The organism is Micromonospora sp. NPDC050686 (assembly GCF_040654475.1).
Classification (GTDB): domain Bacteria; phylum Actinomycetota; class Actinomycetes; order Mycobacteriales; family Micromonosporaceae; genus Micromonospora.
The window spans coordinates 50471-69908 of the sequence record NZ_JBFAID010000024.1; the positions used below are offsets into that span (position 1 = coordinate 50471).

At 72.0% G+C, this 19438-nt stretch carries 15 protein-coding genes; 8 read left to right on the plus strand and 7 right to left on the minus strand.

The genetic code is table 11. The features are described from left to right. Positions 1-27 precede the first annotated feature (27 nt). The 3 genes from AB0H57_RS17610 to AB0H57_RS17620 are packed head-to-tail and all read right to left on the minus strand — an operon-like array spanning position 28 to position 3193. Complete coding sequence (locus AB0H57_RS17610) at positions 28-894, minus strand: carbohydrate ABC transporter permease (RefSeq protein WP_357507578.1); 867 nt, start codon at positions 892-894, stop codon at positions 28-30. Further along, positions 891-1889, minus strand: a complete 999-nt coding sequence (locus AB0H57_RS17615; protein WP_357507580.1) for a sugar ABC transporter permease — start codon at positions 1887-1889, stop codon at positions 891-893. Before AB0H57_RS17615 ends, AB0H57_RS17610 begins: the two co-directional genes overlap by 4 nt. Next, the gene (locus AB0H57_RS17620; RefSeq protein WP_357507582.1) at positions 1886-3193 is read right to left on the minus strand and encodes an extracellular solute-binding protein; all 1308 of its coding nucleotides are present in this window, start codon (positions 3191-3193) and stop codon (positions 1886-1888) included. Before AB0H57_RS17620 ends, AB0H57_RS17615 begins: the two co-directional genes overlap by 4 nt. Positions 3194-3332: 139 nt before the next feature. On the opposite strand from AB0H57_RS17620, the gene AB0H57_RS17625 reads away from it, so the two are divergent. From AB0H57_RS17625 to AB0H57_RS17640, 4 genes are all read left to right on the plus strand, one after another. After that, positions 3333-4346 carry a LacI family DNA-binding transcriptional regulator gene (locus tag AB0H57_RS17625; RefSeq protein WP_357507584.1) on the plus strand — a complete coding sequence of 338 codons (1014 nt, stop codon included), beginning with the start codon at positions 3333-3335 and terminating at the stop codon, positions 4344-4346. 188 nt (positions 4347-4534) lie between these two features. Continuing rightward, a complete protein-coding gene (locus AB0H57_RS17630) occupies positions 4535-6160 on the plus strand; it encodes a glycoside hydrolase family 43 protein (protein WP_357507586.1) in 1626 nt (541 codons plus the stop codon). A 111-nt stretch (positions 6161-6271) separates the two neighbouring features. Further along, positions 6272-7465 carry an endo-1,4-beta-xylanase gene (locus AB0H57_RS17635; protein ID WP_357507588.1) on the plus strand — a complete coding sequence of 398 codons (1194 nt, stop codon included), beginning with the start codon at positions 6272-6274 and terminating at the stop codon, positions 7463-7465. A gap of 254 nt (positions 7466-7719) precedes the next feature. Further along, positions 7720-9144: an endo-1,4-beta-xylanase gene (locus AB0H57_RS17640; RefSeq protein WP_357507590.1), complete on the plus strand. Its 1425-nt coding sequence runs from the start codon at positions 7720-7722 to the stop codon at positions 9142-9144. A gap of 112 nt (positions 9145-9256) precedes the next feature. On the opposite strand, the gene AB0H57_RS17645 is transcribed toward AB0H57_RS17640, so the two are convergent. Further along, the gene (locus tag AB0H57_RS17645; protein WP_357507592.1) at positions 9257-10222 is read right to left on the minus strand and encodes a hypothetical protein; all 966 of its coding nucleotides are present in this window, start codon (positions 10220-10222) and stop codon (positions 9257-9259) included. A 124-nt stretch (positions 10223-10346) separates the two neighbouring features. Next, positions 10347-11648, minus strand: a complete 1302-nt coding sequence (locus AB0H57_RS17650; protein WP_357507593.1) for a hypothetical protein — start codon at positions 11646-11648, stop codon at positions 10347-10349. Positions 11649-11881: 233 nt separating this feature from the next. Between AB0H57_RS17650 and AB0H57_RS17655 the strand changes: the two genes are divergently transcribed. The 3 genes from AB0H57_RS17655 (at position 11882) to AB0H57_RS17665 (ending at position 14036) form a co-directional block, all read left to right on the plus strand. Then, a complete protein-coding gene (locus tag AB0H57_RS17655; RefSeq protein WP_357507594.1) occupies positions 11882-13066 on the plus strand; it encodes an ROK family transcriptional regulator in 1185 nt (394 codons plus the stop codon). A gap of 84 nt (positions 13067-13150) precedes the next feature. Next, entirely contained in the window at positions 13151-13510 is a 360-nt protein-coding gene (locus AB0H57_RS17660) for a hypothetical protein (RefSeq protein ID WP_357507596.1), read from the plus strand. Positions 13511-13661: 151 nt separating this feature from the next. Beyond that, positions 13662-14036: a DUF6223 family protein gene (locus AB0H57_RS17665; RefSeq protein WP_357507599.1), complete on the plus strand. Its 375-nt coding sequence runs from the start codon at positions 13662-13664 to the stop codon at positions 14034-14036. On the opposite strand, the gene AB0H57_RS17670 is transcribed toward AB0H57_RS17665, so the two are convergent. Both AB0H57_RS17670 and AB0H57_RS17675 read right to left on the minus strand, forming a co-directional pair. Beyond that, entirely contained in the window at positions 14023-14685 is a 663-nt protein-coding gene (locus AB0H57_RS17670; protein ID WP_357507601.1) for a response regulator transcription factor, read from the minus strand. The two genes, AB0H57_RS17665 and AB0H57_RS17670, sit on opposite strands and share 14 nt — an antisense overlap. Beyond that, on the minus strand, positions 14682-15845 hold the full coding sequence (locus AB0H57_RS17675; RefSeq protein ID WP_357507603.1) for a sensor histidine kinase: 1164 nt from the start codon (positions 15843-15845) through the stop codon (positions 14682-14684). Before AB0H57_RS17675 ends, AB0H57_RS17670 begins: the two co-directional genes overlap by 4 nt. Positions 15846-15973: 128 nt before the next feature. Between AB0H57_RS17675 and AB0H57_RS17680 the strand changes: the two genes are divergently transcribed. Beyond that, on the plus strand, positions 15974-19219 hold the full coding sequence (locus AB0H57_RS17680; RefSeq protein WP_357507605.1) for a S8 family serine peptidase: 3246 nt from the start codon (positions 15974-15976) through the stop codon (positions 19217-19219). The last annotated feature ends 219 nt before the right edge of the window (positions 19220-19438 follow it).

The window sequence follows — 19438 nt, forward strand, 5'->3', positions numbered from 1 at the left end:
CCTTGGTTGTGCGCGTACCGCTGTCGCTCAGCCCTTGACCGCACCCTGCAGGCCACCGACGATCTGCTTCTCGGCGAAGGTGAAGAAAAGGAGTGCCGGCAGCATCGCCAGCGAGGTGAAGGCGAGGATTCCCGCCGTGTCGGAGGTGTACTGGCTGGAGAAGTTCTGCACCCCCAGGGGCAGGGTGTGCAGGCTGGCGTCGCCGAGGACCAGCAGCGGCAGCAGGAAGGCGTTCCAACTCGCCACGAACGCGAGGATCCCGACGGTGACCAACGCGGGACGCGACAGCGGCAGCACGATGCGCCAGAGGAACCCGATCCGGCCGGTGCCGTCGATGGCGGCGGCGTCCTCCAACTCTCTGGGGATGGCGGACAGGAAGGGACGCAGGATGACGATCGTGAGCGGCAGTTGGAAGGCGATCTGCGGGAGCATCACCGCGTAGTACGAGTTGATCAGATTCAGGTCGCGCAGCATCAGGTAGAGCGGCAGGATCGCCGCTCCGGCCGGGAAGAGCAGGCCGAGGGTGAAGAAGGTGTAGAGCGCCTCGCGCCCCCGGAAGGTGTACCGGGCGAGCACGAACGCGGCACTGACCCCGAGCAGCACGACGCCGAGCGTCGTGCCCAGGGCGATCACCCCGCTGTTGAGCGCCTGCCCCCAGAAGTCGCTCCTCGTCAACACCCGCGCGTAGTTGTCCCACACCCACGGGTCGGGCAACCCGGCCGGGTTCGCCACGATCTGCGGGGTGGTGCGGAAGCCACCGACGATCACGTAGACCACCGGGGTGATCGACACGGCGGCGACGGCCAGCGCCAGCGCGTAGGTCAGCGGGTTGCTCCACGCGATGGGGCGGCGCTTGACGGACGTGGACGGCACAGCGTTCGCGGTCACGGTCACTTCGCCCTTCCGGTGATGGCGCCCTGGATGTCGCGGCGCAACAGGAAGCGCTGGAACAGCAGCGCAGCGACGAATGAGATGGCGAACAGGATCACCGCCACGGCGTTGCCGTACCCCCACAGCCGGGCGAAGAACCCGTTGTCCACCATGTACGTCGCCATGGTGGCCGAGGCGCCCAGCGACCGCACGGCGGGCACCGAGGTCACCCAGATCATGTCGAAGACCTGCAGTGATCCGATCATGGACAGGAACATCCAGATGCGGATCGTCGGCGCCAGCAGCGGCAGCGTCACGTGCCGCTGGATCTGCCACCAGCTCGCCCCGTCGATCGCGGCGGCCTCGGTCAGCTCGTCCGGCACGTTCGACAGGCCGGCGAGCAGCAGGATGATGGCGAAGCCGACGTACTTCCAGGTGAGGATGAACAGCAGCGTCCAGATGACCAGGTCCAGGTCGGCGAGCCACGCCTGCACCAGGGAGCCCAGCCCCAGCGAGTCCAGCATCGCGTTGACCGTGCCGGCGTCGGCCAGCAGCAGCTTCCACATGATGCCGACGGTGACCTCGGCGAGCACGTAGGGCACGAACGCCAGCAGGCGGAACACGGTGCGGCCGCGGAAGTTGCGGTTGAGCAGCAGGGCCACGGCCAGGGCGATGGGGCCCTGGATCAGCAGCGACCCGAACACGATGATCGCGTTGTTGCGCAGCGCGTCGAGGAAGATCGGGTCCTGGAAGGCGAGGACGTAGTTGTCGAAGCCGACGTAGTCGGTGGGCGCTCCGACGCCGCGCCAGCGGAAGAGGCTGTAGTAGAAGGCGAAGCCCATCGGCACCAGCACGAACGTCACGTAGACGAGCACGGCCGGCGTGGTGAGACCGATGATCTCGAACCACTTGCGGCGGGTTTCCCCGGCCCGGGCGTTCGTGCGGCCGGCGGGCCGGAGCCTCGCCGGCGGCGCGGCAGCGCCGCCGGCGAGATCCAGGGGTGGGTTGGTGGGGGTCACTTGCGCGCGGCCGCCTTCATGGCCTCGACAACCTTCTCGGGCGTGCCGTTGCCCGCGAAGATGGCGACGATCGCGTCGTTCATCGCGTTGCCGACCGTGCTGCCGAAGGCGGTGTCCAGCCAGAGCTGCACGTAGGTTGCGCCGGCGGTCGCCTCCAGGACGGACCGCAGGGCGGGATCCTGGACGCCGGCCTCGGCCCCCTTGGCCACCGGCAGGCCGGTGCCGGTCTCGGCGTAGCCCTTCTGCACCTCGGGGCTGACCAGGTACTTGAGGAACTCGACGCACTCGGCCGGGGCGTTCTTGGCGCAGGCGAACCCGTCGCCGCCGCCGAGGGCCGCCTTCGGGTCACCGGGGGAACCGGAGAGCGCCGGCACGGGGAACCAGCCGATGAACTTGTTGAGCGCGGCCTTGTCGGCGGCGACCGTGTCCAGCGTGCCCTTGTTCCAGTCGCCCATCAGCTCCATCGCGGCCTTGCCGTTGGCCAGCAGGCCGTTGGCGCTGGTCGGGTCGTTCTGGCCCGGGGTGGCGATGAAGTTGTTCTGGAACGGCTTGGTGTCGATGAAGGTCTTCAGGTCCTGGCCGGCCTTCACGAAGCACTGGTCGTCGAAGGACAGGTCGGTGGAGGCCTTCTTGAGGGTGTCGACCGAGCAGGCGCGCAGCGCGAAGTTGTACCACCAGTGCGCGGCGGGCCACTTGTCACCGGCACCGACGGCGATCGGGATGACGTTGATCGCCTTGAGCTTGGTGACCGCGTCGTTGAGCTCGTCGAACGTGGTCGGCGGGGCGGCGATGCCGGCCCGCTGGAACATGTCCTTGTTGTACCAGATGCCCTCGATGCCCATCCGGTACGGCAGGCCGTACTGCTTGCCGTCGGCCTGCCAGATCTCGGCCGCGCTGCCGATGTTGGCAACCTCGTCCTTGACCTGGTCGGTGACGTCCTTGAGGTAGTCGGCCTCGACCTGTTCGCGGATCTCGCCGCCGCCCCAGGACTGGAAGATGTCCGGCGGGTCGCTGCTGAGCAGCGCGGCGGGCAGCCGGGTGCGTTGGAGTTGGTTGGTCTCGATCCCCTCGGCTTGGATCGTGACCGTCGGGTGGAGGGCGGAGAAGTCCTTGGCGACCTTCTCCCAGTAGGTCTTGCCGGGACCTTCCTGCGAGGCGTTGTGCCACCAGGTCAGGGTCACCGGGTTCTTGTAGAGCTCGCTCTCTGAGGGTTCCTCGTCGCCGCCGCTGTTGCACCCGGCGGCAACGAGAGCGCTTGTCATAAACAGTGCCAGGACGGCACCCGCACGGCGCTTCGTCGCCATCGATGTCTCCTCGACTAGTCAGTCGCGGTACTCGGCCTGCCGGCGAGTTTTACAGTGACGAAACACGATGTCAATCGGTATCGATAACGTTTTCGACTCGCCGTGACGATGCCCGGCGCGGCCCTCTATCATCTTCGGCGTGGCGTTCCCGCAGCGCGTCAAGATGTCGGACGTGGCCCGTACGGCCGGCGTCTCGGTGGCAACCGTATCGAAGGTCGTCAATGGGCGGTACGGCGTGGCGCAGGCGACGGTCGAGCGCGTCCAGCAGGTCATCCACGAGCTCGGGTACGAGGCCAGCCTGGGCGCGCAGAGCCTGCGCAGCCACCGCACGAACGTGCTGGGCATCCTGGTCGCCGAGTTCGAGCCGTTCTCGACCGAGTTGCTCAAGGGGGCGTCCCGGGAGGTGGCCGGCACCGGATACCAGCTGCTGGCCTACTCCGGCGGCGACGGCGGCGGGGGCGAGGGCGCGGCCGTGGGCTGGGAGCGGCGGTCACTGGCCCGCCTCTCCGGAACGCTCATCGACGGGGCGGTGATCGTTACGCCGACCGTGGTCGAGACCAAGCACGGCTTCCACGTCGTGGCCGTCGACCCGCACACCGGCCCGTCCGGCCTGCCCACCGTCGACTCGGACAACTTCGCCGGCGCCGTACTCGCGACCAACTACCTGCTGTCGCTCGGCCACCGGCGGATCGGCCATCTCAGCGGTCGCGCCGACCTCGAGTCGGCGCGGCTGCGCGAGGCGGGCTTCCGCAAGGCGATGGCCGACGCCGGGGTGCCGGTGGACGAGCGGCTGGTCGGCGTCGGCGGGTTCAAGACCGAGAGCGCCGCCGGTACGGCCGCGGAGCTGCTCGCGCTCCCCGACCGGCCGACCGCGATCTTCGCGGGCAACGACCTCTCGGCGATCTCCACCATGGACGTCGCCCGGAGCATGGGCCTCACGGTGCCCGACGACCTCTCGGTGATCGGTTTCGACAACGTCCCGGAATCGGCCCTGGTCAACCCGCCGCTGACCACCATCAGCCAGCCGTTGCAACGGATGGGCGCCGAGGCGTTGCGGCTGCTCATCGACCTGATCGCCGGCGTCGAACGGGACACGCACATCCAGCTCCCCACCGAGCTGGTGATCCGCTCGTCCTGCCGGCCCTGTCGCTGACCCCGTCACCGGCGACCGAAACTTCCACCGGCGCGGCGGCGGCAGTTTCCGGCGGGAAGCATGCCCCGAGGCGGCGTTGCGGCTCTGTTCTCCGTCGCGCCGAGCCGTTACGGTGAGCGAGATTCCGGGATTCCGGCGGCGAATTTCCGGAAGATCTACCGAAACGGACCGAGTCGAAGGAGCCGTACATGTCGACGGAGATCGCAGACCTGGCCACGACCGCCCGGTCGATCCGCAACCCGGTCCTCCCCGGTTTCCACCCGGATCCGTCGATCCTGCGCGTGGGCGACGACTACTACCTGGCCACCTCGACCTTCGAGTGGTACCCGGGCGTGCGCGTCCACCACTCCCGGGACCTGGTGCACTGGCGGGCCCTGGGCGGCATCATCACCGACCGCCGGCTGCTGGACCTGCGCGGCTGCGGCGACTCCAACGGTGTGTGGGCACCCGACCTGACGTACCACGACGGGCTGTTCCACCTGGTCTACAGCGACGTCGCCAGCTTCACCGGCGGCTACTGGGACCCGCAGAACTACCTGGTCACCGCCCCGGACATCGGCGGCCCGTGGTCCGACCCGGTGCAGCTGCACGCGCACGGCTTCGACGCCTCGCTCTTCCACGACGACGACGGCAGCAGTTGGCTGCTGAGCCTGAGCGCCGACTGGCGTCCCGGGCGGGACCCCTTCGGCGGCATCGAGATCCAGCGCTACGACCGCGCGCGGCGGGAACTGGTCGGCCGGCCGCGGCTCATCTTCCACGGCACCGCGGCCGGCCTGACCGAGGGGCCGCACCTGTACCGGCGGGACGGCTGGTACTGGCTGGTCACCGCCGAGGGCGGCACCAGCTGGGACCACCAGGTCACCATCGCCCGGTCCCAGCACCTGCACGGCCCGTACCTGGCCGATCCGCGGGGGCCGCTGCTCACCTCCGCGGGCCACCCGGAGCTGCGCCTGCAGAAGGCCGGCCACGGCAGCCTCGTCGAGACCCCACAGGGTGACTGGTACCTGGCCCACCTCGCGGCCCGCCCGTACTCGCCCCGGGGCAACTGTGTGCTCGGCCGGGAGACCGCGATCCAGCGGGTGGACTGGCCCGCCGGCCAGTGGCCGCGGATCCCCGGCGGCGTACCGGCCGACGCCGCCCCGGCGCCGGACCTGCCCGCCCACCCGTGGCCGGACGAGCCGGCGACCGACCACTTCGAGGACCCCACGCTGGCGCCCTGCTGGTCGACGCTGCGCCGCCCGGCCAGCCCGGACTGGCTCGACCTCGCCGCGCGCCCGTCGCACCTGCGCGTGCACGGCGGGCAGTCGCCGGCCGGCCGGCAGACCCCGAGCCTGGTCGGGCGGCGGGTCGGCGCCGAGCACTGCTCGCTGGAGACCGTCGTCGAGTTCGACCCCGCCGACCACCGGCAGCTGGCCGGCCTCACCGCCTACTACAACACCCTCAACTGGCACTACCTCTACCTGACCCGGGACGACTACGGCCGGGTGGTGCTGGAGCTGCTCAGCTGCGACCGGGGGCGGCGCACGGCCCGGCCGGAGCTCACCGTCGACGTCGCCGGCGCCACCCGGGTCGGCCTGCGCGCGCGGTTCGACGGGCCGGTGGTGCGCTTCGGCTACGACCTGGGCACCGGCTGGCGGGAGCTGCCGGCGGCGCTGGACGCCACCATCCTCTCCGACGAGCACGCCGCGCAGGCCGCGGACGGGCAGCCGGTGGCCTGGGGCTTCACCGGCGCCTTCCTCGGCCTGTGGGTGCAGGACATCGGCGGCGACGGCGGGTACGCCGACTTCGACCACGCCACCTACCGCGAACACTGATCCGGCCGGCCGGCCGGTTGACGGATGACATCGAGCTCCGTAATCATTCGGGCAACTTGCGGAAAGAGTTCCGTAACTTTCGGAGTCGACCTGCTGCCCGGAAGGACCCCCATGAAGCTCAGACGCTGGATCGCCACCGGCGCGGTCGCCGTCGCGACCGTCGCCGCCCTCAACGTCGCCCCCGCCACGGCGGGCCGACCGTACGACCCCACCGCGCAGAGCCTGGGCGACCTGGCCCTGCGGCACGGCCTGTACCTGGGCACCGCCGTGGACATGGACGCCCTGAACGACGCCACGGATCCGCGCTACCGCGAGTTGGCCGCGACGGAGTTCAGCACCGTCACCGCGGAGAACGTGATGAAGTGGGAGAGCCTGGAGCCCACCCGGGGCAATTACCACTGGGGGCCGGCGGACGAGTTCGTCGCCTTCGCCCGCCAGCACCACCAACGCGTACGCGGGCACGTGCTGGTCTGGCAGAACCAGCTGCCCGGCTGGCTCACCAGCGGCGTCGCGGACGGCTCCATCGGCAAGGCGGAGCTGCGCCAGATCCTGCGCGACCACATCACCCGGGTGGTCACCCGTTACCAGGGCCGCGTCTGGCAGTGGGACGTGGTCAACGAGGCGGTCAGCGACCCGTGGGACACCCCGTCGACCCTGCACTACAAGGGCTTCTGGGCCCAGCATCTCGGGCCGGGCTACGTGGCCGACGCATTCCGCTGGGCCCGCGCCGCCGACCCGAAGGCGCTGCTGTTCTACAACGACTACAACATCGAGGCCTTCGGGTCCGGCAACCCGGCCGACGACAAGACCCAGTTCGTCTACGAGATGGCCCGTGACCTGCGGGCCCGGGGCGTGCCGATCGACGGTGTCGGCAGCCAGGGCCATCTGGGCACCCAGTACGGCAACTATGACACCTTCCAGGTCGCGGCGGCGCTGAAGCGCTTCGCGGGACTGGGGCTGGCGACCGCGTTCACCGAGGTCGACGTGCGCAGCCAGCTCACCGAGGGGGTGCGGGCGGGCGATCCCAACGAGATCAACCCGAGGCTGCAGGCGTCGGCGGCGAACTTCAGCGTCCTGCTGCGGGCCTGCCTGGCCGAGCGGCACTGCCTGTCGTTCACCCTCTGGGGCTTCACCGACCGGCACTCCTGGGTGCCGGGCTGGTTCGACAACCCGCCGGAGGGGATGGCCACCGTGTACGACGAGGACTACCGCCCGAAGCTGGCGTACCAGGAACTGAAGGCCGACCTGATCTACTCCGGGCCGCCCTTCGTGCTGCCCCGCGTGCCGCAGCAGCCGCGCCGGTAGCGGCGCCCTCCGCCGTCGGCGGCGGGGCCGGCTCACGCGCCCGCCCCGCCGCCACCGGGCACCGGCCCGCTGGCCGTTGTGCATCCCGTGGTGTTCCGGTAATTTCTCGATAGATTCGCTTCGATTGACCCACGGTGGACGGGAGAACCTCCCGATCCGCGCGGCCTCCGGGCGGCCGCCGCGAGCCGACCACCGTGGTGGGCAGTCGTCGGAGCGGGCTCACCCACTCACCTCAGCTATGGAAAGGCTTCGTGATGGACAAGGTGCTCGCCCGCGACACCGAGAGCCGGGCCGCCCGGCCACGACGGCGCGCCGCGCTGCTTTCCGCGGTCGCCGGCGTCGCGATGATCGCGGCGACGGTGGTGGTGACCTCCAGCGCCAGCGCCGGGACCACGCTCGGGGCGTCGGCGGCGGAGAAGGGCCGCTACTTCGGCGCCGCGGTGGCCGCGTACAAGCTGTCGGACAGCCAGTACGCCGGCATCCTGAACCGCGAGTTCAACTCGGTCACCCCCGAGAACGAGATGAAGTGGGACGCCACCGAGCCGTCCCAGGGCCAGTTCAACTACTCCAGCGCCGACCGGATCGTCAACCACGCCCGGGCCAACGGCATGCAGGTCCGCGGGCACGCGCTGGCCTGGCACTCGCAGCAGCCCGGCTGGGCGCAGAACCTGTCCGGCAGCGCGCTGCGGCAGGCGATGCTCAACCACGTCACCCAGGTCGCCACCTACTACCGGGGCAAGATCTACGCCTGGGACGTGGTGAACGAGGCGTACGCCGACAGTGGCGGCGGCCGGCGCGACTCCAACCTGCAGCGCACCGGCAACGACTGGATCGAGGCCGCCTTCCGGGCCGCCCGGGCCGCCGACCCGGGCGCCAAGCTCTGCTACAACGACTACAACACCGACAACTGGACCTGGGCCAAGACGCAGGGCGTCTACAACATGGTCAAGGACTTCAAGGCCCGGGGCGTGCCGATCGACTGCGTCGGCTTCCAGTCGCACTTCAACAGCGGCTCGCCGTACCCGAGCAACTACCGCACCACGCTGCAGAACTTCGCCGATCTCGGCGTCGACGTGCAGATCACCGAGCTGGACATCGAGGGCTCCGGCAGCACCCAGGCCACCACCTACGGCAACGTCGTCAGGGACTGCCTGGCCGTGTCGCGCTGCACCGGCATCACGGTGTGGGGCATCCGGGACAGCGACTCCTGGCGGGCCAGCGGCACCCCGCTGCTGTTCGACGGCAACGGCAACAAGAAGCAGGCGTACACGTCGGTGCTGGACGCGTTGAACGCGGGCGGCACGACCACCCCGCCGCCGACCACGATCCCGCCGACCACCACCCCGCCGACCACGGCGCCGCCGACCACGACCCCGCCGCCCTCGGGCAGCGGCTGCACCGCCACGCTGACCCTCAACCAGTGGCAGGGCGGCTTCGTCACCAACGTCCGGGTCACCGCCGGCAGCGCCGGCGCCAACGGCTGGACCGTGGCGCTCACGCTTCCCTCGGGCGCCTCGGTCACCAACACCTGGAGCGCCCAGGCCAGCGGGACCAGCGGTGCGGTGAGCTTCCGCAACGTCGACTACAACCGCCAACTCGCCGCCGGCGCCAGCACCGAGTTCGGCTTCCAGGGCAACGGCACCGGCCCGTCCGGCACCGCCACCTGCACCGCCGGCTGAACGACGGTGGCCCGGCGCGGGAGTTTCCCGCGCCGGGCCACCCGGCGGCACCGGCCCCGCCGACGGTCAGGAGCTCGCGGCGCGGCTCCGGACCGCCGGCGCGGGCGAGGGGTCAGAGTCCGTTCTTCGTCTGCACGCTCCACCCGGGTACGCCGCACAGGCCGCAGGACCCGGTGAAGTACGCGCGGGCCTTCCGGTTGCCGTTGAGCGTGTAGTCGAGCCAGTTGACGATGACCTCCACCTGCTCCTCCAGCAGGGTGACCCGGCCGTCGTCGGGCAGCGGCCTGCCCGCGTCGTCGAGCCGCATCCCGTAGAACGCGAGGGCGTGCCCGGCCTGCGGGTTCGTCACGTGGGCGGCCGGTACGGTCACCAGGTCGTAGTTCGCCACGGCGTTGGCGTGGGCGGCGTCGAACGGACCACCGTCGACGAAGAGCACCGGGGTGTGCAGGTCCGCCAGGTTCTCCCGGCCATAGCCGCCGAAGGGCGTCGGGAAGAAGCCGCTGTTCAGGGAGAGCACCGAGTCGACGCGCCGGTCCGCGCCGGCGACGAGGGCCTCCACGCCCCCGCAGGACTGCCCGGCCACCGCGATCGCCGACACGTTGATCTTGTTGCCGAGCTGCTTGCGCGCCAGCCGATCGTGCTTGAGCCAGTCGATGACCTGGGTGACCCGCTCGGGTTGCGGGCTGCCGGTGGCCGTGTCGCTCGGCGCGTCCGGCGCGCCGTCCGCCACCACCACGAAGCCGCGCGCGGCGACCAGCATGAGGGTGTTCATGAAGAGCATGTTCGCCGGGCGGCAGCCGCCGTTCTGCCAGATCAGCACCGGTAGGGGCTGCCGTACCGCCTTGCCGTCGGCGGGCCGGTAGACGGTGCGGTCGGGCAGGCCCTCGGCGGCCTCCCGGACCACGGGATGGAAGGCGTCGCCCGCGGGCGTCCGGCCGGCCGCGGCGCCCGACGGAGCCTCCGGCGCCAGGGCCCGTCCGTCCGCCGCGCCGGTGCGCACCACCGCCGCGGTGCCGGTCAACAGGCCGGTGACCGCAAGGGCCAGCCCTGCGGTCCGGGCCAGGTCGCGAAGCTTCATCTGCACACTCACTTTCTCTCGGTCGGAGGTTCGTCGTACCTGACCGGCGCGCGACGCACGCAGGCTCCGACCGTTGGCGTACCGATCGGAGCCTGCGTGTGTGGAGCGGGTCAGCGGGACGGCCTCACTGGGCCAGAAGCCACTGCAGGATCGTCTTGTCCTCGTAGGTGGGGGCGGCGGCCAGGTGCCGGTCCGGCTCGTAGAAGGCCGAGTCGGCGTACTCGGTGTACTTCACCAGGGCGTTCGCCTGGGCGGGCGTCTTGCCGAGCGCGATGTAGGCGTTCCAGATCCGGTTGTAGGAGGCCTGGCCGGTGGTGACCACGTTGAGCAGGTGGTCACCGGTGCCGTGGGTGATCCAGACCGGCGTGCCCGACGCGGCGATGGCGGTCGCCTGCTCGGCGCTCGCACCGAAACCACCGGTGATCAGGACGCCGTCGAAGAGCCCGGGATGGTTGGTCAGCGCGGCCCAGGCGAGCGTGGAGCCGTACGAGACCGTGGACGCGTAGATCCGGTCCTGGTCCACCGAGAACTCCCGGTTGAACGCGTTCAGCAGCTCGACCATGGCGTCGGCCTGCGCGGCCGGGGTGCCGACCCGCTGGTTCTGCACGGTCAGCACGATGACGTCCTCGTCGGTGCCGGTCCACGTCTCCTGCAGCCACGCGGTAGCCGGGATGTCCGCCGCGACCTGGACCCCTTCGTTGGAGCCGTTGAAGCCCATGCCGTGCCCCGGCAGGATCACCACGACGGGGTACTTCCGGCTGGCGTCGTAGCCCTCGGGCAGGTGGTAGGCGTAGGGGACCATGGTGCCGGTGGTGGTGGTGAACCGCTTGTAGACGAAGTCGTCGGCCAGCAGGTTGACCGCGGGCCTGGTGGCCGCGTACGCCTCGGTGGACGCCGCCGCGAGCCGCGGGCCGCGACCCTGTCCGTTCCCGGCCTGGGCGTAGACGTCCTCGTTCTGCACGACCCGGGTCTGCAGGTCGGGGTTGATCTTCACGTGGCTGCCGACGGCCATGATGGTGTTGCCACCGGGGTCCCTCGGGTTGAGCTCGATGATGACGAACTTGCCCGCCTCGGACTGCTTGTCGGCGTTCAGCGCCGGCGAGTCGTTGGTGTAGACCGCGGTGATGGTGCGGTCGGCCCGCTTCGTCGGGTCGGCGAGGTCGCCGACCGGGTTGAAGCGGAAGTTGTAGAGGCTGTCCGACACGGTGAACGTGTCGGTGTTCAACGTCCGCGGGTTCACCACCGACGAGTACTCGACCGCCACGGCCGTGACCTTCTGGCCGTAGGCCAGGATCTGCGTGATCGGGACGACGTTCTTGACTCCGTCGCCACCTTGACCGGGCGGCTCTGCGGCGGCGGCGCTCGGGGCGATCGCGACCGCACCGAGAACGACGGCCACCGCGGCCAGGGTTGTTCGCTTCGACACTGGTTGTCCCTCCGATCGGTGCGGTGCTGCTTCAGCAGGGCACCCTGGCAGGGACGGTACGCAACGTCCCCGAAACAATCAATAGACGAAAACAAGCGATTCTCCGGCCTTATTTATAACCAGCTTGGCGTATGTCGTCGATCCATATCGGGCTGACTAACGACGGATCAAGCGGCAGGGATAGGAGCCAGGGTGGTGGCGTTGTTACGGCAAAACAGCTATAAATCATGGCTGTGTCCACGACTACCGACGCCGACGCCGACCGCGGTCTGACCGGCACCGAACGCGCCGTCCTGCGGGCGCTGTCCGACGGGCGGCGACGCACCGTCGCCGAGGTGTGCGCCGAGCTCGCGGTGGCCCGCAGCAGCGTCGTGCACGCGCTGGGCCGCCTCCGGGCCGCGGGCGTCGTGGTGGAGCATCCCTCCCGACCCACCGCCAGGGGACGGCCGGCCCGCGGTTGGTCCCTCACGGCGTCGCCGGGGCTGCTCGCCGTCGTCGTGGCCGCCGCACACGGCTTCCTCGCCGGCGTGGTGCGCCCGGACGGCGAGGTGCTGGCGGCGGTGCACGGCACGGCGGACGTCACCACCCCGGCCGGGGCGCTGGCGTCGCTCGACCGTGCCCTCACCGGGGCCGGGGTGACCCGCGCGGACGTCGAACTCGCCGTGCTCGGCCTGCCCGGCCCCTCGCTGTTCACCCGGTCGCCCGGTCCGGAGCCGCTCGGCGGGTCACACCTGCGGCGGTTCCGGGACTGGGCGGGGCGGTCCGCCCCGGACGTCGTCGGCGAGTTCCTGGACTGCCCCGTCTACTGCGAGAACGACGCCAACCTGGCGGCGCTGGGCGAGGCGGTCTACGGGGAGGCAGCCGACGCCCAGACCATGCTCCACGTCTCCCTCACCCACGGGACCGGAGCCGGCCTGGTCATCGGTGGCCGGCTCCACCGTGGTGGCTCGCGACTGGCCGGCGAGGTCGGGCACCTCCATGTGGACGACGGCGGGCAGCTCTGCGAGTGCGGCGCCCGTGGCTGTTTCTGGCAGACCACCAGCATCCCGGCGCTGCTCAGCGAGCTGGCCGCGGCCCATGGGAGGAGCTTCACGGTGAGCGACCTCGACGCGGCGGCCGCGTCCGGCGAGCTCGAGATCATGCGGGCGCTGCGCGGGTTCGGCCGCTCCCTCGGCCGCCGGGTCGCCGACTTCGTCGTCTTCGTCGACCCCGAGGCCGTCGTCGTGGACTCCACCCTCGGTGCCGCCTCCCACGTGATCGCGGACGGGATCCGGGAGGCCGTCGCCCAGTACACCCCGCCGCAGATGGCGGCGTCGGTCCGCATCTCGTCCGGCTCCCTCGGCGCGTCGGCTCACCTCAAGGGTGCGGCTGCCCTCGTCCGTAGCGAGCACCTCCTCGACGTCGCCCGCCCGGCCTGACGCGGCCGGGCCGGGCGCCCGCCGCCGCCTGCTCGTCGGAGGCCGGCTGTGGCAGCATCGGGATCGGGCGAGGCGGGAGGACACATGGCGGCGGGGCGCGTGCTGGTGATCGGTCTGGACCCGGTCCGGATCCCGGGTTGGGATCCCGAGCCCGTGGTGGCGGCGATAGCGCGCGGTCACGCCCGCTTCGGTGCGTACGGCATCGAGGCGGACCAGTGCCTGGTGGCCCCCGACGAGCACCCCGAGCAGGCGATCGTCGAGGCGCTGACCCGACACGACTACGCCTGCGTGGTGGTGGGTGGCGGCATCCGCAAGCACGAGCCCCTGCTCGGGCTCTTCGAACAGGTGATCAACCTGATCCGGCGGCATGCTCCCGGCGCGGCGATCGCCTTCAACAGCACCCCCGAGGACACCGCCGACGCCGCGCTGCGCTGGCTGCGTTGACCGGAGTCCGACCCGCGACCGTGGGGGCTTGTCCCGCCGAGCGCGCGCAACCAGGGTGGTAGGCGCATCGGCAACTCCGGCATGACGACCCGTGGCCGCACCCGTACATAGGCTGCCGCCGTACCCAGTCACGGGAGCGAAGGAGCCATCGATGCACGTCCGTCACCTGACCACCACCCTCACCGCCGCCGACGCCTACACCATGAGCGCCGGCCGGCTCGGCGCCATCCTCGCCGCCCTGCTGGGACTGGCCGGGGTGGTCGTCGGCGGACTGGCCCTGGCCCGCCCCGCCAGCCGGCTCGGCATCGGCTCCGGGCGGCTGGGCGCCGGCGTGGCCCTGGGGGCGGGGCTGATCGGCATGGCCCTCGGCGGGCTGGTGGTGGCCACCTCCGACGACGGCATCGGCACCGGCAACGGGCGCGGCGGGGCGTACGTGGCGCTGGTGGTCGGACTGGTCGCCGTCGTGCTCGGCGGGCTGGCACTGGCCCGCACCCGGCGCACCGCCGGACGGCTCAGCCGCGGGTGACCCAGCCGGGCACGGTCAGGCCCGACTCGTACGCCAGGACCACCAGCTGGGCGCGGTCCCGGACCTGGGCCTTGGTCATGATCCGGCTGACGTGCGTCTTCGCGGTGGCCGGGCTGAGCACCAGGCGCGCCGCGATCTCGTCGTTGGACAGGCCGGCGGCGACCAGGGTCATCACCTCACGCTCCCGCTCGGTGAGCGCGCGCAGCCGGGGCCCCGGGTCCGGCTGCGCGCCCCGGGCGGCGAACTCGGCGATCAGCCGGCGGGTGATCGACGGCGCGATCAGCGCGTCGCCGCGCGCCACCACCCGCACCCCGTGGATCAACTCCGCCGGCTCGGTGTCCTTGACCAGGAACCCGCTCGCCCCCGCCCGCAGCGCGCCGTAGACGTACTCGTCCAGGTCGAACGTGGTCAGGATGATCACGCGGACGGCGCCACTCGTGGTGATCCCCCGGGTGGCGGCCAGACCGTCCATCCCGGGCATCCGGATGTCCATGAGCACCACGTCCGGCCGCAGCCGCCGGGCCAGTCGCACCGCCTCGGCGCCGTCGGCGGCCTCGCCGACCACCTCGATGCCGTCCTCACCGGTCAGGATGGACCGGAACCCGGCGCGTACCAGGGTCTGGTCGTCGGCGAGCACCACCCGGATCACGCGGCGCCCCCCGAGAGCGCTGCCGGCGCTCCCGCCGGCACCGGCGTGGGCCGCAGCGGCAGGCGGGCGCGGACCAGGAAGCCACCGCCCGGCCCGGGGCCGGCCTCCAGCGCACCGCCCAGCGCCCGGACCCGCTCGCCCATGCCACGGATGCCGTTGCCGGCCGGGCCCGGGACGCCGCTGCCGTCGTCCTCGACCTCCACCAGCACGTCGTCGCCGTCCGGTCGGACCCGGATCACCGCGCTGCCCGCGCCGGCGTGCCGGGTCACGTTGGTGAGCGCCTCCTGGACGATCCGGTACGCCGCCAGGTCGACCTGCGGCGGCAGCGGGCTGGTCTCGACCAGCTCGGTGCGGATCGCCAACCCGGACCGCCCGGCCGTCGCGACCAGCTCGTAGAGGTGGTTCAGGCCGGTGGCGGGAGCGGCCGGCGCGTCCTCCTGCCGCAGCGTGTCCAGCGCCGCCCGCAGTTCGTGCAACGTCTCCTTGCTCGCCTGTTTGATCGCCACCAGCGCCTGCTCGGAGCGGGCCGGGTCCGGGCGGTGCAGCGCCGCACTGGCCTGCACGTTGATCAGCGAGAGGTGGTGGCCGAGCACGTCGTGCAGGTCGCGGGCGATGCGCAGCCGCTCCTCGGTGGCCCGGCGCCGGGCCTCCTCCCCCGCGCGCTGCTCCGCCGCGAGGGTGCGGGCCCGCACCTCGGCGAGGTAGGCCCGGCGGTTGCGGGTCACCCCTGCGATGACGGCGACGAGCCAGCCGGCGTGCAGCAGCGTCGCCCCGTTGCCGGTGTTCCCGGTCGGGTCGAAGCCGTCCGCGGCCGCGAAGGCGACCACCGATGCGAACCCGAGCCCGATGGCGACCGCGAGGTGCCCCTCGTCGACGACGGTGTAGAGCGCCACGACGAACACCAGCATGATCGGTCCCGGCCGGTGCAGCAACGCGCCGTACGCGCCGACCGCGGCCAGCGCCACCAGCCCCACCGCCACCGGATAACGGCGGCGGAGACCGAGCGCGCCCGCGGCGGCCAGCACGACCAGCAGCGCCGCCCGATCCGCGGCGGTGTCGACGCCGTGGGACTGCACCACCAGCCCGACGACGGCGACCAGGCCGACCGCGAGCACCAGGGCAGTGTTCGCGGCCGGACCGTGCCATCGCGCGCTCGCCATGGTCGAAGCGTACCCACCGCCGGCATCGCCGCGCCGAGATCGCGGTCCAGGAGGGACAACGCGCCGGCTGGACCGAGCGTTGTACAGATGAAGGCCGATGTGAACCGCTCGAACGGACGGGGAGGCACATGCAAATCAGCAGGACCAAGAGGGCGCTGGTGGCGGGAGGGACCGCCGCCGTGCTGGTGGCGGGCGTACCCACCGCGGCGGGCGCCGCGCGGACGGCCGCGCCGGACGCGGCCCGGCCGGCACCCGCCACCGCCGAGGCTCGGACGGTCACCCTGATCACCGGTGACCGGGTGACCGTGCTCGGCCGGAACCGGGTCAGTGTCACGCCGCGCACGGGCGTCACGTTCCACCGCTACCGCGCCAACGGGCACCACTACGTCATCCCGTCCGACGCGGTTCCGCTGCTGCGGGCGGACCGGCTCGACCGGCGACTGTTCGACCTGACCGAACTGCTCGCGGCGCAGGCCGCGCGCCCGTCGTCGCTGCGCCTGGTCGTCTCCGGCGCCACCGCCGCGCCCGGCCTGTCGGCGCAGCGCCGGCTGCCCGCCGTGCGGGGGTTCACCGCCGAGACACCGACCGAGTCGCTCGCCGCCCGCTGGCCGTCGACCCGCACCGGGCTGCGCACCGGCAAGATCTGGCTCGACGCCGTACGGCGGCCCACGCTGGATCAGAGCGTCCCGCTGATCGGCGCGCCCGCGGCCTGGTCCGCCGGCTTCGACGGCACCGGCACCCGGGTGGCGGTGCTCGACACCGGCGTCGACTCGGCCCATCCCGACCTGGCGGGCAAGGTCTCCGCCCGGCAGAACTTCACCGAGGGCACCGAGGACGACCGCGACATGGTCGGCCACGGCACCCACGTCGCGTCCACCATCGCGGGCAGCGGCACCGGCTCCGCCGGGCGGTACCGGGGTGTCGCGCCCGGCGCGTCCCTGCTCGACGGCAAGGTCTGCGTCGAGTTCGGCTGCCTGGAGTCGTGGATCGTGGCCGGCATGCAGTGGGCCGCCGAGTCGGGGGCGGACGTGGTCAACATGAGCCTCGGCGGGACCAACACCCCCGAGGTCGACCCGCTGGAGCAGGCCGTCAACAGCCTGACCGCCCAGCACGGCACGCTGTTCGTCATCGCCGCGGGCAACGACGGCGAGGACGAGGCCGTCGGGTCCCCGGCGACCGCCGAAGCGGCGCTGGCCGTGGCGGCGTTCACCAAGGGCGACGAGCTGGCCGACTTCTCCAGCCGGGGCCCGAGCGCCGACGGCGGGGCGGTGAAGCCCGAGATCGCCGCGCCCGGCGTCGACATCGTGGCGGCGCGCAGCAAGGACGGCTTCCTCGGCGAACCGGGTGAGCTCTACATGTCGCTGGACGGCACGTCGATGGCCACCCCGCACGTCGCCGGCGCGGCCGCGCTGCTGAGCCAGGTGCATCCGGGGTGGACGCCGGCGCAGCTCAAGGCGACCCTGATGGCGTCGGCCAAGCCGTCGGCCGGGGTCGGGGTGTTCGCGCAGGGCGCCGGCCGGGTGGACGTGGCCCGGGCGATCACCCAGCCGGTCACCACCACACCGGCCGCCGTGACGTTCGGGGTGCAGGAGTGGCCGCACGACGACGACGAGGCGCGCAGCGCCGTCGTCACTTACCACAACGGTGGCGGCGCCGCGGTGACCCTGCGGCTCGCGCTGGCCACCGACGCGCCGGCCGGGATCTTCTCGCTCAGCGCCGACACGGTGACCGTGCCGGCCGGCGGGCAGGCGTCGGTGACGCTGCGCGCCGACACCCGCCAAGGGGGCGACGTGACCGGCGGCCTGGGCGGCCAGCTCACCGCGACCGCCGGGGCCGTCGCGGTGCGTACGCCGTTCGGCGTGGTCCGCGAGGAACTCCGGCATCCGGTCACGGTCACCGCCACCGAGCGCGACGGCGACCCGGCCGAGGGTGCCTTCACGGTGATCCTGAACAAGAGCAACTTCCGGGAGTACGTGCTCTTCGGCGCGCGCAACAGCCTGCGCCTGCCGCCCGGGGAGTACTTCGCGTTCAGCTGGGTCGACGAGGAGCACGGGGACGGCTACCGCAGCTCGCAGCTGATGTTCCCGAAGCTGTCGGTCAGCGGGCCGCGGACGGTGTCGATGGACGCCCGGGTCGGCCGCGGCTTCGACGTCACGATTCCCGCCCGGGACGCGGCGTCGCTGGGCGTGTCGTACACGGCGTCCTACGCCGAGGGCGGGGATCTCGACCTCTCGGTGGGCCTCGGCGGCGACGACTTCGCCTCGATCTTCACCGGGCTGATCGGGCCACAGCCGGCGAAGGGGCTGAGCGCGCAGGTCAGCGGCACCTTCGTCAAACTCGACGAGCAGGGCGACCCGGCCCGCACGCCGTACGTCTACAACGTCGGCTGGTACACGGCGAACGGCCTGCTCGGTGGGCTGGTCAAGCACCTGCGACCGCGCGACTTCGGCAACGTACGAGCCTCGCACGCGGCGGTGGAAGCCGGCACCGACGGCGTGAAGCTCGCCTTCCTCGCCCCGCCGGACGGCAGCGGCGGGATGGCCGTCGGCTGGGCCACCCCGCTCCCGTTCACCCGCGCCGAGTACTACGCCGGCAACGCGCCGTGGCAGAACGAGTTCCTGGCGGTGCGACCACCGGTGGGCGACGAGTGGCCGGAGATCCTGACCGACCACGGTGGGCCGGTCACCAGCTACCGGGCCGGGCGCAGCTACCGCGAGGAGTGGAACAAGGGCGTGTTCGGTCCGAGCGTCGCGCCGTTCTTCGCCGGCGGCGTACCGGCGCTGCGCGAGGGGGACTTCATGCTCATCTCGCCCGGGTTGCTCGGCGACGGGCAGGGACGGGCCGGCTTCGGCTCGATCACCTCCGGGCGCGGGGCGCTCTACCGCAACGGCGAGCTCGTCGCCGAGTCCGGTCAGGGCCCGTCGGTGTACGCCGAGGACGTGGACCCGGCCGGGGCGACGTTCCGCTTCGAGGGCAGCCTGGAACGGGACGCCCGCCTGACCACCAAGCTGTCGGTGAAGTGGACGTTCCGCTCGGCGCACACCGCCAAGCTCACGGCGCTGCCGCTGACCGCGGTCAGCTTCGCCCCGCCGCTGAACGACCACAACGTGGGCCGGGTCGGCACGGCGGGCCGCTACCCGGTGACGGTCACCCGGACGGCGGGCGCGGGCCGGCTGGCCAAGCTGACCGTGCAGGTGTCGTACGACGACGGGAAGCGCTGGCGGACGGTGCCGGTGACGCACCACGGGGGGTCGTGGCGGGTGCTGGTGCCGCACCGCGCGGCGGGCGGCTTCGTGTCGCTCCGGGCCTCCGGCGCGGACGCGAAGGGCAACACCTTCGACCAGACCGTCATCCGGGCGTACGAGGTGCGGTGACCTGACTGGCTGCGGCGTGGGTCACGTTCGGTGACCTGCGCCGCGACGAGGACCCGAACGAGCGTGATACCTCTGAGGCATCAAAATGCCTCAGAGGTATCACGCTCAATCCGGTCACTGCCCGCCGCGCCGCCGCCCACCGGCGGCCCGGGTCAGCGGAAGCGGTGATGACCTGCTCGCCGCCGTGAACGTCTCCGGCGGCGACCGCCCGGCGCGGGC

Excerpts from the sequence above, each read along its gene's own strand:
- AB0H57_RS17620 (WP_357507582.1), bottom strand. The coding sequence starts at position 3,193 with ATGGCGACGAAGCGCCGTGCGGGTGCCGTCCTGGCACTGTTTATGACA.
- AB0H57_RS17630 (WP_357507586.1), top strand. The coding sequence starts at position 4,535 with ATGTCGACGGAGATCGCAGACCTGGCCACGACCGCCCGGTCGATCCGC.
- AB0H57_RS17635 (WP_357507588.1), top strand. The coding sequence starts at position 6,272 with ATGAAGCTCAGACGCTGGATCGCCACCGGCGCGGTCGCCGTCGCGACC.
- AB0H57_RS17640 (WP_357507590.1), top strand. The coding sequence starts at position 7,720 with ATGGACAAGGTGCTCGCCCGCGACACCGAGAGCCGGGCCGCCCGGCCA.
- AB0H57_RS17645 (WP_357507592.1), bottom strand. The coding sequence starts at position 10,222 with ATGAAGCTTCGCGACCTGGCCCGGACCGCAGGGCTGGCCCTTGCGGTC.
- AB0H57_RS17660 (WP_357507596.1), top strand. The coding sequence starts at position 13,151 with ATGGCGGCGGGGCGCGTGCTGGTGATCGGTCTGGACCCGGTCCGGATC.
- AB0H57_RS17665 (WP_357507599.1), top strand. The coding sequence starts at position 13,662 with ATGCACGTCCGTCACCTGACCACCACCCTCACCGCCGCCGACGCCTAC.
- AB0H57_RS17675 (WP_357507603.1), bottom strand. The coding sequence starts at position 15,845 with ATGGCGAGCGCGCGATGGCACGGTCCGGCCGCGAACACTGCCCTGGTG.
- AB0H57_RS17680 (WP_357507605.1), top strand. The coding sequence starts at position 15,974 with ATGCAAATCAGCAGGACCAAGAGGGCGCTGGTGGCGGGAGGGACCGCC.